General features: G+C 43.5%; 18 protein-coding genes and 1 pseudogene. 14 read left to right on the top strand and 5 right to left on the bottom strand.

Going from position 1 to position 15,266, the window contains the following annotated elements; genetic code table 11:
• From AC5FEC_RS08985 to AC5FEC_RS08960, 6 genes are all read left to right on the top strand, one after another.
• On the top strand, window positions 1-279 hold a 279-nt coding region (locus AC5FEC_RS08985), incomplete at its 5' end, for a hypothetical protein (protein ID WP_493661966.1).
• Between the two features lie 392 nt (window positions 280-671).
• On the top strand, window positions 672-1,337 hold the full coding sequence (locus AC5FEC_RS08980; protein WP_493661965.1) for a COG3942 and LysM peptidoglycan-binding domain-containing protein: 666 nt from the start codon (window positions 672-674) through the stop codon (window positions 1,335-1,337).
• A 272-nt stretch (window positions 1,338-1,609) separates the two neighbouring features.
• On the top strand, window positions 1,610-2,134 hold the full coding sequence (locus tag AC5FEC_RS08975) for an FUSC family protein (RefSeq protein WP_217473127.1): 525 nt from the start codon (window positions 1,610-1,612) through the stop codon (window positions 2,132-2,134).
• 78 nt (window positions 2,135-2,212) lie between these two features.
• Window positions 2,213-2,578, top strand: a complete 366-nt coding sequence (locus AC5FEC_RS08970) for a MerR family transcriptional regulator (protein ID WP_493661968.1) — start codon at window positions 2,213-2,215, stop codon at window positions 2,576-2,578.
• A gap of 35 nt (window positions 2,579-2,613) precedes the next feature.
• Window positions 2,614-3,960 carry a type I glutamate--ammonia ligase gene (gene glnA / locus AC5FEC_RS08965; RefSeq protein WP_493661964.1) on the top strand — a complete coding sequence of 449 codons (1,347 nt, stop codon included), beginning with the start codon at window positions 2,614-2,616 and terminating at the stop codon, window positions 3,958-3,960.
• A 54-nt stretch (window positions 3,961-4,014) separates the two neighbouring features.
• Window positions 4,015-4,416, top strand: coding sequence for a GNAT family N-acetyltransferase (locus AC5FEC_RS08960; RefSeq protein WP_493661963.1), 402 nt, complete (start codon window positions 4,015-4,017; stop codon window positions 4,414-4,416).
• Window positions 4,417-4,546: 130 nt separating this feature from the next.
• On the opposite strand, the gene rnjA is transcribed toward AC5FEC_RS08960, so the two are convergent.
• Together rnjA and AC5FEC_RS08950 are read right to left on the bottom strand one after the other, a co-directional pair.
• A complete protein-coding gene (gene rnjA, locus AC5FEC_RS08955) occupies window positions 4,547-6,232 on the bottom strand; it encodes a ribonuclease J1 (protein WP_493661962.1) in 1,686 nt (561 codons plus the stop codon).
• A gap of 3 nt (window positions 6,233-6,235) precedes the next feature.
• Window positions 6,236-6,466 (bottom strand): DNA-dependent RNA polymerase subunit epsilon, encoded by a 231-nt coding sequence (locus AC5FEC_RS08950; RefSeq protein ID WP_493661961.1) that lies wholly within the window; start codon window positions 6,464-6,466, stop codon window positions 6,236-6,238.
• Between the two features lie 312 nt (window positions 6,467-6,778).
• Between AC5FEC_RS08950 and tsaB the strand changes: the two genes are divergently transcribed.
• The 7 genes and pseudogenes from tsaB to AC5FEC_RS08915 all read left to right on the top strand — a co-directional run bounded on the left by tsaB (window position 6,779) and on the right by AC5FEC_RS08915 (window position 11,012).
• Window positions 6,779-7,465, top strand: coding sequence for a tRNA (adenosine(37)-N6)-threonylcarbamoyltransferase complex dimerization subunit type 1 TsaB (gene tsaB, locus AC5FEC_RS08945; protein WP_493661960.1), 687 nt, complete (start codon window positions 6,779-6,781; stop codon window positions 7,463-7,465).
• On the top strand, window positions 7,462-7,914 hold the full coding sequence (rimI, locus tag AC5FEC_RS08940) for a ribosomal protein S18-alanine N-acetyltransferase (protein ID WP_149517798.1): 453 nt from the start codon (window positions 7,462-7,464) through the stop codon (window positions 7,912-7,914). The genes tsaB and rimI overlap by 4 nt, the downstream gene beginning before the upstream one ends.
• The gene (tsaD, locus tag AC5FEC_RS08935; RefSeq protein WP_493661959.1) at window positions 7,904-8,929 is read left to right on the top strand and encodes a tRNA (adenosine(37)-N6)-threonylcarbamoyltransferase complex transferase subunit TsaD; all 1,026 of its coding nucleotides are present in this window, start codon (window positions 7,904-7,906) and stop codon (window positions 8,927-8,929) included. Before rimI ends, tsaD begins: the two co-directional genes overlap by 11 nt.
• Window positions 8,926-9,621 (top strand): AzlC family ABC transporter permease, encoded by a 696-nt coding sequence (locus AC5FEC_RS08930; protein WP_037614783.1) that lies wholly within the window; start codon window positions 8,926-8,928, stop codon window positions 9,619-9,621. The genes tsaD and AC5FEC_RS08930 overlap by 4 nt, the downstream gene beginning before the upstream one ends.
• Complete coding sequence (locus tag AC5FEC_RS08925) at window positions 9,611-9,934, top strand: AzlD domain-containing protein (protein WP_037614781.1); 324 nt, start codon at window positions 9,611-9,613, stop codon at window positions 9,932-9,934. The genes AC5FEC_RS08930 and AC5FEC_RS08925 overlap by 11 nt, the downstream gene beginning before the upstream one ends.
• Window positions 9,935-10,033: 99 nt before the next feature.
• Window positions 10,034-10,165: pseudogene (locus AC5FEC_RS08920) on the top strand (SAM-dependent methyltransferase); the annotation flags it as partial.
• 106 nt (window positions 10,166-10,271) lie between these two features.
• On the top strand, window positions 10,272-11,012 hold the full coding sequence (locus AC5FEC_RS08915) for a MerR family transcriptional regulator (protein ID WP_493661958.1): 741 nt from the start codon (window positions 10,272-10,274) through the stop codon (window positions 11,010-11,012).
• Between the two features lie 31 nt (window positions 11,013-11,043).
• On the opposite strand, the gene AC5FEC_RS08910 is transcribed toward AC5FEC_RS08915, so the two are convergent.
• Together AC5FEC_RS08910 and aao are read right to left on the bottom strand one after the other, a co-directional pair.
• Window positions 11,044-11,499 carry an 8-oxo-dGTP diphosphatase gene (locus AC5FEC_RS08910; protein WP_002919740.1) on the bottom strand — a complete coding sequence of 152 codons (456 nt, stop codon included), beginning with the start codon at window positions 11,497-11,499 and terminating at the stop codon, window positions 11,044-11,046.
• A gap of 44 nt (window positions 11,500-11,543) precedes the next feature.
• Complete coding sequence (gene aao / locus AC5FEC_RS08905; RefSeq protein WP_493661957.1) at window positions 11,544-12,719, bottom strand: aminoacetone oxidase; 1,176 nt, start codon at window positions 12,717-12,719, stop codon at window positions 11,544-11,546.
• Between the two features lie 626 nt (window positions 12,720-13,345).
• On the opposite strand from aao, the gene rpsO reads away from it, so the two are divergent.
• Window positions 13,346-13,615, top strand: a complete 270-nt coding sequence (gene rpsO, locus AC5FEC_RS08900; RefSeq protein ID WP_001018251.1) for a 30S ribosomal protein S15 — start codon at window positions 13,346-13,348, stop codon at window positions 13,613-13,615.
• Window positions 13,616-14,076: 461 nt separating this feature from the next.
• On the opposite strand, the gene AC5FEC_RS08895 is transcribed toward rpsO, so the two are convergent.
• A complete protein-coding gene (locus AC5FEC_RS08895; protein ID WP_493661956.1) occupies window positions 14,077-15,003 on the bottom strand; it encodes an alpha/beta hydrolase family protein in 927 nt (308 codons plus the stop codon).
• Between the last annotated feature and the right edge of the window lie 263 nt (window positions 15,004-15,266).

Raw genomic sequence — 15,266 nt, 5'->3', positions numbered from 1 at the left:
CATGCTCAAGGCGATATTTTGGGGTACTCGTCGGTAGAGTGGATTAGTTTGTCCCGCGAAAGTGATATTCAAGAAATTATCAACCACAAAGCCCTCACTTATATTATACTTCTAAATGAGGGCTGTTGTCTTTATTTTCGTGTTTCTGTGGGTGACGGCTATGTCGTCATGGCTGTCTGTCCCAGACTCTTTTCTAGTGCCATTGAATGGATAGATGACAAGATAATTATAATTTCTATCGGAATCTTCATCTGTAATCTCAAAGCGGAGCTTTTTTAGTGCCTTGTTTGCTCTAGTTGCAATTTAGGACATCTTATCATACAAAAGGGTTACTTTCTGTATCCTCAACTTCCGATAGTTTGCTGAGATATTGGAATTATTCACATCGACTCAGGACAGTTTTTTTGTAAAATGATTGTTTTATAAAAAAGCTTAACGCAGTACTTAGAGATACTCCAATAGGATTTCTTGTAGTATGGGGAGTAGATTGATTGACCATTGTGCTTTGTTCAGTTCTTGTTATCTTCGGTTTTTAACTAAAAATCCTCCTAAAAAACGCTGTAGTAAAAGTAGCAATTATTTGTAACATGACTAAAATATAAGCCTAAAATACCTGACATGTAAATTAGATATAATTTTTCTATTATCAATTTATACGGAGAAACATAGTTATGAAAAAAGCATTTGCTAAAGCAACTCTTGGTTTGACTTCCACAGCTTTCTTGGCGACAATTGGGGCTCAAACTGTTAGGGCAGATTCTTATGTTGTTCAACAGGGGGACTCTTTTTTTGCCATTGCCAGCGCTACTGGGATGAATCCTTATGACCTTGCTGCTAATAATGGAAAATCAATTTTTGATACGATTACCCCAGGGGATGTGCTAGAAGTGAGCGGTACCACTCAGGTTCAGGCTTACAATCCTTACAGCGGTTCGGTTTATGAAGCGACAAGCAATGCTGATTTGGTATCTGATGTAGAAGATGTTGTCTTGAATACTCCGACTGATTATGGTAATTCCTACCCAATCGGCCAGTGTACCTGGGGTGTGAAAGAAACGGCTTCTTGGGCGAGCAACTGGTGGGGGAATGCCAACACTTGGGCCGTCAATGCTAGTGCCCAAGGCTATGCAACAGGAAATGTTCCAGTAGCAGGTGCTATTGCGGTTTGGGACGGCGGTGAATACGGACATGTTGCTTATGTGACAGATGTTCAAAGTGACGGCTCCGTCCAAGTCTTGGAAGCTAACTACAATCGCCAAAAGCAAATTGGAAACTATCGCGGTTATTTTAATCCTAATGAATTTATGGGCAACGTCACCTATATTTATCCAAACTAAAGATTGTGAAAAGGAGGCTGAGACATTTTTTGTCTCAGCCTCCTTTTGTTATAACAGAGAGCTCTTGACGTGCTAACTAATTGTTTTTTGTTCGTCTTTTAGATTCAAAAAGCTCTTTTGACAAAAATTTTGATTTTTTCAGCCATCAGTTCGACAGTCTGCTAGACTGTCGAACTGGCTTTTTGTTGTGAGAGAAACTTCCAAGCAGAAAGAGTTATTTTAAACTAAAATATGTTAAAATAAGGGTAGCAGACTTTTAAAAAGGAAATCGGATGGGTTACTTTAACAAATATAAGCTTGATAAATCAAAGTTTCGGATTGGTATGCGAACCTTCAAAACAGGAATCGCAGTGTTCATTATTTTGTTAATTTTTGGTTTGTTTGGTTGGAAGGGGCTTCAGATTGGAGCCTTGACAGCCGTTTTTAGCTTGCGGGAAGATTTTGATAAAAGTGTTCATTTTGGCACGTCTCGTATTTTGGGAAATAGTATCGGTGGTTTTTATGCGTTGATTTTTTTCTTAATCAATAGTTTCTTTCACAATCAATTTTTGGTAACCTTACTGATTGTTCCTATTTGTACCATGCTGACCATTATGACAAATGTCGCAATGAATAATAAGGCCGGAGTAATTGGCGGGGTTTCTGCTATGCTCATTATCACCTTATCAATCCCTGCGGGTGAGACAATTTTATATGTATTTGCCAGAATCTTTGAAACGTTTATGGGAGTATTTGTTGCGATAATTGTGAATACGGATATTGACCGTATTCGGATCTGGTTCAACGAAAAAAAATAAAATCTGTGTAAGAAAATCTTACATTAGTTCTTGACATAAAAATTATTTGGGATATAATAGTGCATAGAGGAGAAAATGATGAAGGAAAAAGAGTTTCGCCGAAATATGGCAGTCTTTCCTATCGGTAGTGTTATGAAACTGACGGATTTAACAGCTCGTCAGATTCGTTATTATGAGGATCAAAATTTGATTACTCCGATTCGGAATGAAGGGAATCGTCGCATGTATTCCCTTAATGATATGGATCGGCTTTTGGAAATTAAAGATTATATTTCAGAAGGTTGTAATATCGCCGCTATCAAGAAGAAATATGCTGAACGAGAAGCTAAGTTAAATAAAATCATTAGCGAAGATGATGTTCGTCGGGCTCTCCATAATGATATTCTTCAGCAAGGGCGCTTTGGCGCTTCGCTTCCAACCTTTGGTCACATGCGTCGACCATAAATTATTTTGTTTTTTTATTTACAAGGAGAAATCTCATGTCAATCACTGCAGCTGATATTCGTCGTGAAGTTAAAGAAAAAAATGTAACATTTATTCGTTTGATGTTTTCAGATATTTTGGGAACAATGAAAAATGTTGAAATTCCTGCAACCGACGAACAGCTTAATAAAGTTTTGTCCAACAAAGCAATGTTTGATGGCTCTTCAATTGAAGGTTTTGTTCGTATTAATGAGTCAGATATGTATCTTTATCCAGACTTAGATACTTGGACAGTCTTTCCTTGGGGAGATGAAAATGGCAGCGTGGCAGGTTTAATCTGTGATGTTTATACAACAGAATTCAAGCCCTTCCAAGGAGATCCGCGCAGTAACTTGAAACGTGCGCTAAAGCATATGGAAGCACTAGGATTTAAATCTTTTAATTTGGGTCCTGAGCCAGAATTCTTCCTGTTTAAATTGGATGAAAATGGCGATCCAACGCTGGAAGTAAATGACAAGGGCGGTTATTTTGACTTGGCGCCGACAGATTTGGCAGACAATACTCGCCGGGAAATCGTCAATGTCCTGACCAAGATGGGCTTTGAAGTAGAAGCTAGTCACCATGAGGTAGCAGTCGGCCAGCACGAGATTGACTTTAAGTATGACGAAGTGCTTCGGGCTTGTGACAAGATTCAGATTTTCAAGCTGGTTGTGAAAACTATTGCTCGTAAGCACGGTTTGTATGCAACCTTTATGGCTAAGCCTAAGTTTGGCATTGCAGGATCTGGTATGCACTGTAATATGTCTCTCTTTGATCAAGACGGCAATAATGCCTTCTTCGATCCAGAAGATCCAAAAGGTATGCAGTTGTCAGAAACAGCCTACCATTTCTTGGGTGGTTTGATTAACCATGCTTATAACTACACAGCTATCATGAATCCAACGGTCAACTCATATAAACGTCTGGTTCCTGGATATGAAGCACCAGTTTATATTGCTTGGGCAGGACGTAATCGTTCACCGTTGGTGCGCGTGCCAGCCTCTCGTGGTATGGGTACTCGCTTGGAGCTGCGTTCGGTTGATCCGATGGCCAATCCATATATTGCTATGGCAGTTCTCTTGGAAGTCGGATTGCATGGTGTTGAGAATAAAATCGAAGCTCCAGCACCAATCGAAGAAAACATCTATATCATGACTCCAGAGGAGCGTAAGGAAGCTGGAATTACAGACCTGCCATCAACTCTTCACAATGCCTTGAAGGCCTTGACAGAAGACGAAGTCGTTAAAGCGGCTCTTGGCGAGCATATCTATACGAGCTTCTTAGAAGCTAAGCGTATCGAGTGGGCTAGCTATGCAACCTTTGTCTCCCAATGGGAAGTGGATAATTATCTGGATTTATACTAAACTTAGAGCAGGAGGATTGGCATATCCCCTGCTTTTTCGTGGAGGAGGAGAAAGATGGAAAAATTTCATGATTTTATTAAGCGGGTTTTCGATGAGCAATATGAAGCCTATTTTGGTCCAGATATGCTTGAAAAACTTGGAACTCAAGATTATTATTTAAGGCGGGAGGAAGATGGCCAGTTAATTGCCTTGCTTCATGCCCAACAGGTGTTGGAAAATATTCATGTCAAGGCTTTGGTGGTGGATAAAGAACATCAGAAAAAAGGTTTGGGAGCTAGTCTGCTGGCAGAATTAGAAGAAAAGGCTGTAGAAGCTGGAGTAACTAGCATTACCTTGTCCACTAAATCTTATCAAGCCAAGGATTTTTACATCAAACAAGGCTATGAAATCTACGCCAGTCTGGAAGATGTGCCGAAGAAGGGTGTTGTCAAGTATCATTTTATCAAAAGATTTTAGAGGTAAAGGAAAACCAATCCATTGAATGAACTGGTTTTTCTTTTATATTATATTTATAAAGTAATCAAATCAGTAGGGATCCCGCTTTTATATTTTAGGGTTCAGGAATTCGCGTTTACTGGATTTGAGTTTAATCAATTTCTTCGTCTGGTGTAAGCACCATCGGAATAATAATAGGTTCGCGCTCGGTACTTTCGTAGAGGAAAGGACGCAAGGCGTTGACGATAGCACCGCTGACAGATTGGACGCTGGCATCTTTATTCTTGAGAGCAATGCGGATAGCATTGAAGAGGATACGCTGGCTTTGGCGGATGAGGTCACCTGATTCGCGCATGTAGATAAAGCCGCGGCTGAGAATATCTGGACCGGCCAAAATCATCTGGGACTCGAAGTCAACTGTTGCGACAGCCAGGACAACACCGTCCTCAGACAGGTCTTTACGGTCGCGCAGGACAGCAGCCCCGATTTCACCAATGCGGTTACCATCGACATAGATATCCTGAGCGTTGAAGCTACCAGCAATACGGGCTGAGTTAGCTGTTAGAGCTAGCACGTCACCATTGCTCATAATGAAGATATTGTCTTTGGGTATTCCAGTATCAACGGCTAGACCCGCATGGACTTTCTGCATACGGTATTCACCATGGACTGGCATGAAATATTTAGGCTTGATCAAGCGGAGCATGAGTTTCTGCTCTTGCTGGCCACCGTGTCCAGAGGTGTGGATGTTGTTAATCTTGCCGTGGATAACCTCTACACCAGCTTCGGAAATGATGTTAATCAGCTTGTTAACGCTGGTCGTATTACCAGGGATAGGGCTGGATGAGAAGATGACTGTATCTCCAGGCTGCAGCTGAACCTGGCGGTGGGTACCATTGGCAATCCGAGACAGGGCTGCCATGGGCTCACCCTGACTTCCTGTACACATAATCAGCACTTCGCCAGCTGGGTAATCCTTGAGTTCATTTGGCTCGATGAAGGTATCTTTTGGAACCTTGATGTAGCCCAGTTCAATCCCGTTTACAATGGCCTTTTCCATGGAGCGACCAAAGACTGCAATCTTACGTCCAGTCTTGACAGCAGCATCTGCTGCCTGCTGGAGCCGGAAGATGTTTGAGGCAAAGGAGGCGAAAATAATCCGTCCATGAATGCCTTCGATAATCTTCATAATAGACTGTCCAACCACTTTTTCGGAATTGGTGAAGGTTGGAACTTCAGCATTGGTCGAGTCAGACAGGAGGCAGAGTACGCCTTCTTCGCCCAGAGCGGCCATACGATGCAGGTCTGCCGGCTCACCGACTGGTGTAAAGTCAAACTTGAAGTCACCTGTACAGACAATCTTTCCCTGAGGCGTATGGATGACAATTCCCAAGGGTTCTGGAATAGAGTGGGTTGTCCGGAAGAAAGTCGCCTTCAGATTTTTAAAAGTCAGCTCTGTGTTTTGATTGATTTCATAAAGTTTGGCACTGCGCAGGAGACCATGTTCTTCTAGCTTGCCCCGAATGAGGGCCAGCGCCAAAGGGCCAGCATAGATAGGAACATTGGCTTGCTTGAGCAGGAAAGGGATACCGCCGATATGGTCCTCGTGCCCGTGGGTGATGAGGACAGCTTTCACGCGGTCAATGTTTTCTACGATATACGAGTAGTCGGGGATGACATAGTCGATACCCAAGAGGTCATCTTCTGGAAATTTAATCCCAGCATCGACAATGATAATCTCATCTTGATACTCAATTCCGTAGGTGTTTTTACCGATTTCGCCTAGACCACCGATGGCGAAAACACCAACTTCTTCTTTCTTTAAGTTATATGCCATAGGTTATAACTCCGTCAATTCGAAGGTGCCTGACTCTTTTTCGTACTCCAAATGTTTGTCAGACAAGAGCTCGATAAATTCGATATTGTATGGAGTCTTTTCTTCGACCAATTTGCGGGCTTTGATGTGGCCTTCCAACTCATCGGCTGCCTCTACTTCTAAATAAAGGGCATGTGTTTTTTCACGGCGTGGGCTACGATCTTTTGTTTCCTGATAAAAAACTTTGTAAATCATTACATTTCCTTCCATTTTCATGATCAAGCTACAGAAAACGACAGCTGGTCAGCTGCTTTGTCTTATTCAATTTTCTGGGTAGTAGATTGACCTTGATTCGTTATAATTCTAACCAATTATAACATAAAATAACGTATTAGTAAAAGGCAGAATTGAGAAAACGGAAGGGAGAACAGTTTTGCTTTGTGAAGCCAATTTCATTTTAGTAAAAGTTGCTCTTGGCTAAATAAATCTTTGAAAGGTTTCTCTATCCGCGATTAGGCTTTTTGTAGTATAATAGTAGGCAGACATTCGAGTAAGGAATAACTTAGTATGAAAATTTTAGCATTTGATACATCAAATAGGGCTTTGTCGCTGGCTGTTTTAGAAGATAAGGATCTCTTAGGACAGGTGACGCTCAATATCAAGAAAAATCATAGTATTACCCTTATGCCAGCTATCGATTTTCTGATGAATAGTCTGGACATGAAGTCGGCTGATTTGGATCGTATCGCGGTGGCTCAGGGGCCGGGCAGCTACACAGGCCTGAGAATTGCGGTGGCGACAGCCAAGACTCTAGCGCATACCCTCAAGATCGAGCTGGTCGGTGTGTCTAGTCTGCTGGCTTTAGTACCAGAGCAGGTGGAAGGTTTGGTCATTCCCATCGTGGATGCCCGCCGCAATAATGTCTATGCTGGCTTTTATCAGTCTGGTCAGGCTATGCGGCCGGAGGCCCATCTTCCTTTGGCAGAGGTTTTAGACATAGTTAGCGCTGCTAATCAGCCCGTCACTTTTGTCGGAGAGACAGCAACTTTTGCGGAGCAGATTGAAGCTGCTCTTCCTCAGGCTGCCCTTCAGCCGACCTTACCAGACGCAGCAGCTATTGGTCGTCTCGGTTTAGACCTGCCAGCCCAGTCCATTCATGACTTTGTCCCTAACTATCTCAAGCGGGTAGAAGCCGAGGAAAATTGGCTCAAGACCCACCAGGAATCCAGCGATTCTTACATTCAGCGCCTATGATTAAGTTGAGAAAATGGAGCGACAGCTTGAATGTGGACGCGGCAGTTCTAGCAGAAGAGCTGGAAGAGCTCTTACTTGCAGTCTATGAGGTCAGTCCTTGGACAGCCATACAAATGGAAGAGGTTCTGCGTTCGGATGTGAACAGTTGTGCAATAGCAGCAGATGAGACTCAGCTTGTCGGCTTTTTAATCTGGCAGGAGACAGACTTTGAAGCAGAAGTTCTGCAAATTGCTGTATTGCCTAGCTATCAGGGGCAGAAAATCGCGACAGCCTTGTTTGACTTTTTGCCAGCAGATAAAGAAATTTTCCTCGAAGTTAGGGAGTCGAACAGGCCAGCTCTGCTATTTTACAAAAAAGAAAAATTTGAAGAAATCGCGCGGCGGAAGGCCTACTATCATGCGCCGGTGGAAGATGCGATTGTCATGAAAAGAGAGATCCATGAAAGATAGATATATTTTAGCTTTTGAGACGTCTTGTGACGAGACCAGTGTGGCGGTTCTGAAGAATGAGACGGAGCTTTTGAGCAATGTCATTGCCAGCCAGATTGAGAGCCACAAGCGTTTTGGTGGAGTGGTACCGGAAGTGGCCAGCCGTCACCATGTGGAGGTCATTACGGTTTGCATCGAGGAGGCCTTGGCAGAAGCAGGGATTAGTGAGGAGCAAGTCACAGCGGTGGCCGTCACCTACGGTCCTGGTCTGGTTGGGGCGCTTCTGGTCGGCTTGGCAGCGGCCAAGTCTTTTGCCTGGGCTCATGATATTCCCCTGATTCCAGTCAATCACATGGCTGGACACCTGATGGCAGCCCAGAGCGTGGAGCCCTTGGAATTTCCCTTGCTGGCTCTCTTGGTCAGCGGCGGTCACACTGAGCTGGTCTATGTCACTCAGGCTGGTGATTATAAAATTGTTGGGGAAACCCGTGATGATGCGGTTGGTGAAGCCTATGACAAGGTCGGTCGCGTTATGGGCCTGACCTATCCAGCAGGACGGGAGATTGATCAGCTGGCTCATCAAGGACGGGATATATATGATTTTCCGCGGGCCATGATCAAGGAGGACAATCTGGAATTTTCTTTTTCCGGTCTCAAGTCGGCCTTTATCAACCTGCACCACAATGCCCAGCAAAAGGGAGAAGTCTTGTCTAATCAAGACCTGTCAGCAAGCTTTCAGGCAGCGGTCATGGATATTCTCATGGTCAAGACTAAGAAAGCGCTGGAAAAATATCCAGTCAAGACTCTGGTCGTGGCGGGCGGTGTTGCGGCCAATCAAGGCCTGAGAGAACGCTTGGCAGCTGAGATTCAGGATGTTAAGGTGATCATTCCGCCTCTGCGCCTCTGCGGTGACAATGCTGGTATGATTGCCTATGCCAGTGTCAGTGAGTGGAACAAAGAAAATTTTGCCAGTCTAGACCTGAATGCCAAGCCAAGTCTGGCCTTTGAAACGATGGAAGAAGAGAAGGATTTATGAGAGGACAGACTTTTAAACAAGGGGTTCAGGCAGCGGTGCCAACGGCTTTGGGCTATATTGGAATCGGTCTGGCCTGCGGTGTCATGGCAGCGCCTTATATGAATCCGTTTGAGATGGCTCTAATGAGCATTCTGATTTATGCAGGCAGTGCCCAGTTTGCTATGATTGGTCTATTTGCCCAGCAGGCGCCGGTTTTGGCCATTGCTCTAACGGTCTTTCTCATTAATATCCGCCATCTCTTGCTTTGTCTGCATGCATCAGCTTTTTTTCGTAAATCTAGTCTGGCGCAGAATATGATTATTGGTTCTTTCTTGACGGATGAGTCCTACGGTGTCCTGATGGGAGAGCAGGTACATACAGGGGAAATTTCTGCTTACTGGATGATGGGCAATAATTTCATGAGTTATACTTTTTGGGTCTTGGGAACTATTTTAGGGGCAGCCTTAGGCGGGCTCTTGCCCAATCCTGAACGATTCGGCTTGGATTTTGCCTTGGTGGCTATGTTTGTTGGCATTTTCTCTTCTCAGTTTGCCATTATGCTGCGTCGGATTAAGATGAACAAGCTTTTTCTGGTTTTGAGCGTGGTGGGTATCACCTATCTGCTTTTGACCATGGTGGTTCAAAATTCATTGGCGGTGCTCTTTGCTACATTGTTGGGTTGTACGGTGGGGGTGATCTTGGATGATAAGTAAGTATATTTTGCTGGCTATTCTTTTTTCGGCTGTCGTCACTTGGATTCCGCGAGTCTTGCCTTTTATTTTGGTCAAATACAAGGGACTTCCGCCCATGGTGGAGCGTTTCCTTAAATACTTGCCTGTATCTATTATTTTTGCTTTGATTTTATCCAGCGTTACCAATGCTCAGCCAGGACGCCTTCCTAGTTTCAGATGGCTGGATTTGCTAGTTGTTTTTCCGACAACCTATGTATCCTTTAGATACAAAAATCTGATTGCAACCGTTATTTTTGGCGTTGTACTGGCAGCCCTCTCACGTCTCATTTTTTAATCAATGCACCTTCTTGGACGAGGTGTCTTTGTTTTTGTAGAGGTTATCTGGAAATATCAGAAATTATGCTACAATAGGAGAAAAGTTTTCGATGAGGTGGATGACGACCTAGGCAGTACTCTGAAAATCTGCTTCAATGCCCTCAAAAATGGAAACTACGGCTAAGTTATGAAAATGTTCCCAAAAAATCAAGAAAAATTAGCTTTCATTGCTGTGATTTCTTGTAAATAAATTTGAGTCGCTTGGGAAAATCTAAGAAGGTTTTAAAATTTTTATAAAAAAGCTTGACTCTGCCCTAAGGTCAGGGCTTATACTATAAGGGCAAGGAGGTTTTTTTATGTATCATATCAAAGAAGCTGCGCAGCTTTCGGGAGTCTCTGTCAAAACCTTGCATCATTATGACAAAATCGGACTTTTAGTCCCTGCCAAATCAGAAAATGGCTATCGGACATACAGCCAAGCTGATTTAGAGCGACTGCAGGTCATCCTTTACTATAAGTATCTGGGCTTTTCCTTGGAGAAAATAGCAGAGCTGCTGGGTCAGAATGAACAGGACTTATTGCCACATCTGGTTAGACAGTTAGAGTATTTGCAGCAGGAAAGAGACCGCTTGGACACCTTGATTTCCACCTTACAAAAAACCATCCAAGAAGAAAAAGGAGAAAGAAAGATGACAATGAAAGAAAAATTTGCAGGCTTTACCTACGAAGATAATCACAAATACCATCAAGAAGCCGTCGAAGAATACGGTCAAGAAGTCATGGCGGAAGCACTGGCTCGTCAAAATGGACGGGAAGAAGAAGCTGCCGCAGCCTTCAATCAAGTTTTTCAAAGTCTGGCAGAGAATGTGCAGCAAGGCTTGCCAGTTGAAGCAGCAGAAAATCAAGAGCAGGCAGCGCGTCTCTTACAAGCCATTCGCACTTACGGCTTTGACTGCTCACTGCAAGTCTTTGCTTACATCGGTCAGGGCTATGTCCACAATCCAGAGTTTAAGAAGAATATTGACAAGTTCGGACCAGGCACTGCCCAGTACACAGCTGATGTGATTGCGGCTTATGTGCGGACAAATGCGAAATAAATAGGCTAGGAATTTCCTAGCCTATTTTATTCTACTTCAAGTCATAAAGCCAGTCGTCATCGTCTTTATAGTAAAAGAATTCACTTAAATCGTCTTCTAAAAAAACACGCAGCATATCAGACATGTCACTGGTTGCCAGCTTTAAATGGGACAGATTTTTAAAATCTTCCCACCAGACCTTTCCTTCATTTGAGGATTGCAGTACACCAGAATAGTGCCTTGTCTTATAGAGCAGGACGACATAACGAAAATCTTTATCATCATACCAATCCTTTATGCCGCAAAGTTGAGGCTTGGATATGGTTAATCCAGTTTCTTCTTTGACTTCTCTGATAACTGCATCGGTAAAAGATTCTCCACGCTCTACATGCCCGCCAGGAAAAGTGATGCCGGGCCAGTCAGACTTGACTCGTTCTTGGACGAGAACTTTTTCTCCGTCATAAATCATGCACATATTGACGAATTCTACATTTTCCAGTCGATTCATTTGTTTCTTCCTTTTGTTTGAGATGAATGGTGGAATCTAAACAATCACTCATAATGCAAGCTCCCAGCCACCCAGCCGGTGCAAAGGGCAGATGTGATGTTGAAGCCACCCGTGTGGGCATTGATGTCTAGGACTTCTCCAGCAAAGTGGAGGCCGGGAACGAGCTTGCTTTCCAGAGTTTTGGGATTAATTTCTTTGAGGCTGACGCCACCCTTGGTGACAAAGGACTTGGCCAGAGACATTTTGCCGGTGACAGAGATGGGCAGTTCTTTGATTTGCTTGATGAGGGCATCTTTTTCACTGAGATTGAGTTGTTTGACTTTCTCGGGAAAGGGCTGGGCCAAAAAGTCTGCCATTCGCTCGGGCAGGAGGATTTTCAGGCAGTTCTTCAGCGATTTTTCCCGATGTTCTTCTAAAAAGTCTGTCAAATCCTGCTTCCTCATCTGTGGCAGAAGATCCAGATAAATGGTTTCGCCACCCTTGACAAAGCTAGACAAGCGAAGGGCTGCCGGACCTGATAGGCCAAAGTGGGTAAAGAGCAGATCGTGGGTGATGACATGCTTGCCATAGCTCAGGGTCACATCGTCCAGCGAAATCCCCTGAAGTGCTTTGTGAGGAAAGTCAGTCAGAAGAGGACTTTCAGCAGCCTCCAGGTCAGTCACCGTGTGCTTGAAGTGCCGGGCAATATCGTGACCGAAGCCAGTCGATCCTGTTGAAGGGTAGGACTTGCCACCAGTCGTCACAATCAATTTCTGGCAGGTCCAAGTCTGGTCGCTGGATCTGACAGTGAAAAGCCCATCAATTTTTTTGACGGAGACAATTTCAGTATTGGTGATGACAGTGCCGCCCAGCTCTGCAATTTTCTTTTTCAAAGCTTCGATAATGGTGCGGGACTTGTCCGTCGCTGGGAAAACACGGCCGTGGTCCTCAACCTTGAGTTTGACGCCGTTCTCTGTAAAGAAGTTGATGATATCATGGTTGTCAAACTGGGAAAAGACGCTATAAAGAAACCGCCCGTTGCCTGGGATACCGGCCATGAGGTCATCCAAATCTCCATTATTGGTCACATTGCAGCGCCCGCCGCCTGTACCGGCTAGTTTCTTGCCCAGTCGTTTATTTTTCTCAAGGAGCAAGGTCTTCTGTCCGTAGAAAGAGCTGGAAATGGCAGCCATCATGCCAGCCGGTCCTCCGCCGATGATGATTGTGTCAAAATGGTTCATGTATCTTTTCCTTTCATGGAGAGTAGTTTTTATCTGTTAGTTGGAAATATTGGATTTCTTTGCTGAGTATCCTTTTCCAGTCTTTAAATACGACAAATTTTCCCCTGTGAGTCTGGAGTTCCTATTAACGAGGCATTCTACAGCAGGCTCTAACCACGTCTTGGCTCTACTCAGGAGAGGATTTTAGCCAAAAAATTATAGTTTTTATACACATCTTCTGTTTGGGGCAGTTTAGAAAATTTTCGCTTGAGCTCCCCTAAACTCGATATATTTCATAGGACGTTCTCTTTGTATGAACTTAAATTCAGTATAAGCTAATCCTGCTCCAATGTCAAAAAGTGGCTACTTAGACGTGGGGGCTCGATAAAAGTGTAAGAAGTCCTTGATTTTTGATGAAGCGACTAGGTCAGTTTTTCACAGCTGGTCATCCAAATCCTTTTGCAAAAATTCTTGAGTGATGCTTGGGGACTATCTACACAGATTTATCGTGTATGAAAACTAGAACATTTGACAAAACCTTTCCTTCCTGATAGAATAAGAATGTCTAAAAGACAAATAACTTCTTCTTGGTTGCAGGCCCTGCCAAACCTGCCACTCGGATGAAGCGTAAAGAAAAGGAGTATATCATGGCAATCTCAAAAGAGAAAAAAAATGAAATCATTGCACAATACGCACGTCACGAAGGTGACACTGGTTCAGTAGAGGTACAAGTTGCTGTCCTTACTTGGGAAATCAACCACCTCAACGAACACATCAAACAACACAAAAAAGACCACGCTACTTACCGTGGTTTGATGAAGAAAATCGGTCGCCGTCGTAACCTTTTGGCTTACCTTCGTAAGAATGACGTTAACCGTTACCGTGAGTTGATCAACTCTCTTGGACTTCGTCGTTAATCTGCTTTATTTTCCACTTACATTGCCTTGTCACCTTACCTCGATATACTCAAGTATTATCTTCGGTTACGGTTCCTAGCACTGTAAGGTAAAATAAATCAGATCTTCTCCCTTCGGGGAGATTTTTAATTTTCACTAGGATTTTACCCCGAGTTCAAATTAGCTCTCTGATTTCAGAGGGCTTTTTTGTTTTATCAACCCGCTTAGGCCGTGTTCAATTGAATACACAAAGTTGAAGCTGCTCTACTAAAGAGTAGCTTTTCTTTTTTATTAGGATTATAGTCCGAGCTCAAATCAGCTCTCTTCTTTCAGAGGACTTTTTGACTATCTTACCTCTAAAATTTAGCCCGTCTTGAGATACTCAAGTATCATTGACATCTTCTGTCTTAGGCTAATTCTTCTAATGCTTCAACTAAAAAGCTCTTCTATTTCTTTAGAAGAACTTTTTCTATCAGTGAGTTTTACTCTTTCAAGAATTTTTGGATTGCAGGAGCGGCAATGATAGCGAAGCGTTGGTCAATGCGATGTTTCCCGCCTTCTACAGTGACCAGCTCTGCATTTGGAATGGTCTGACTGGCGTCAACCGCATACTGGTAGGGAACGACAGCGTCGTCAGTACCGTGGATAATGAGGGTTGGAGCTGTGATTTTGGCTAGCTCTGCTTGGATGTTGATGTCCAAGGCATCAATCAGATATATCTTGCCCAGAGTTGCATTACGGTGCATCAGGCTATCAGGAAGTTGGTCGAGGTCTGGGCTTCCCAGCTCACGGTAGGTCTCCTTGGCATCATCGAAAAGAACGAAGGCCGGAAAGATAAGCATGAGTTTGTACACACGGTCAGGATAAGCTGCAGCATAGAGACTGGCAACAACACCGCCTTGGCTGGCACCGAATAAGCTCATTCTGCTTTTGTCTACAAATATCTCGGAGCTAAGCCTTTCCATGACTTGGGTCAAGTCTGTGAGTTCGGTCTTGACCGACATATTCAGCATATCCTGTCCTCCACTTTTGGAGCGACGACTGCCACCGTAGAAATCAAAGCTGTAGACTAGATAACCTTGCTTTGCCAGCAGCTGGCTGTACATTTCATATTGCTCAAGGGTGTTGTTAAATCCATGCGCGATGACAATGGTTGGTAATTTTTTATTCTTGTAGTCACGAGGAGCGGTAATCACGCCGTAGAGCTGTTTATCATCGTATGAAACACTATATTCCTCGGACACGATGTCTTCCGTTGGCGTCGGCTGGTTGTCGGTTTTTTCACTAGAAGATATCTGTGTGGTTTCTTGCATAGGAGGGGTGGGATTAGATTTAGTCTGGGAATACCAGAAGAAAACAGTCAGTCCAGCCAAGACCAAGGTTACTAAGAAGGCCCAAATGTATTTCATCTCTCTCTCCTTTCAGTATTTGTAGTATTATAGCGGAAATGAAGCTTTTTTACAAGGAGAGAGATTTCTTGCTTTTTGATTTTTCTGGATTTTATACTAGAAAATCCAGTTCACTTATCTAAGCGAGATTTCGATAACCTTGAATTTTTTAGAAAATCTTGCTAGACTGTAGCTACTAAGATAAAAACACAGTTCTGGTTGGTAGTCCAGACGCAAAAAATCCATTTTTTGTCAGTAACCTTCCTCCTTGGTTGTCCATTCTT

The organism is Streptococcus sp. STC1396 (assembly GCF_058933875.1).
This window is presented reverse-complemented; position numbering and strand designations above follow the sequence as displayed.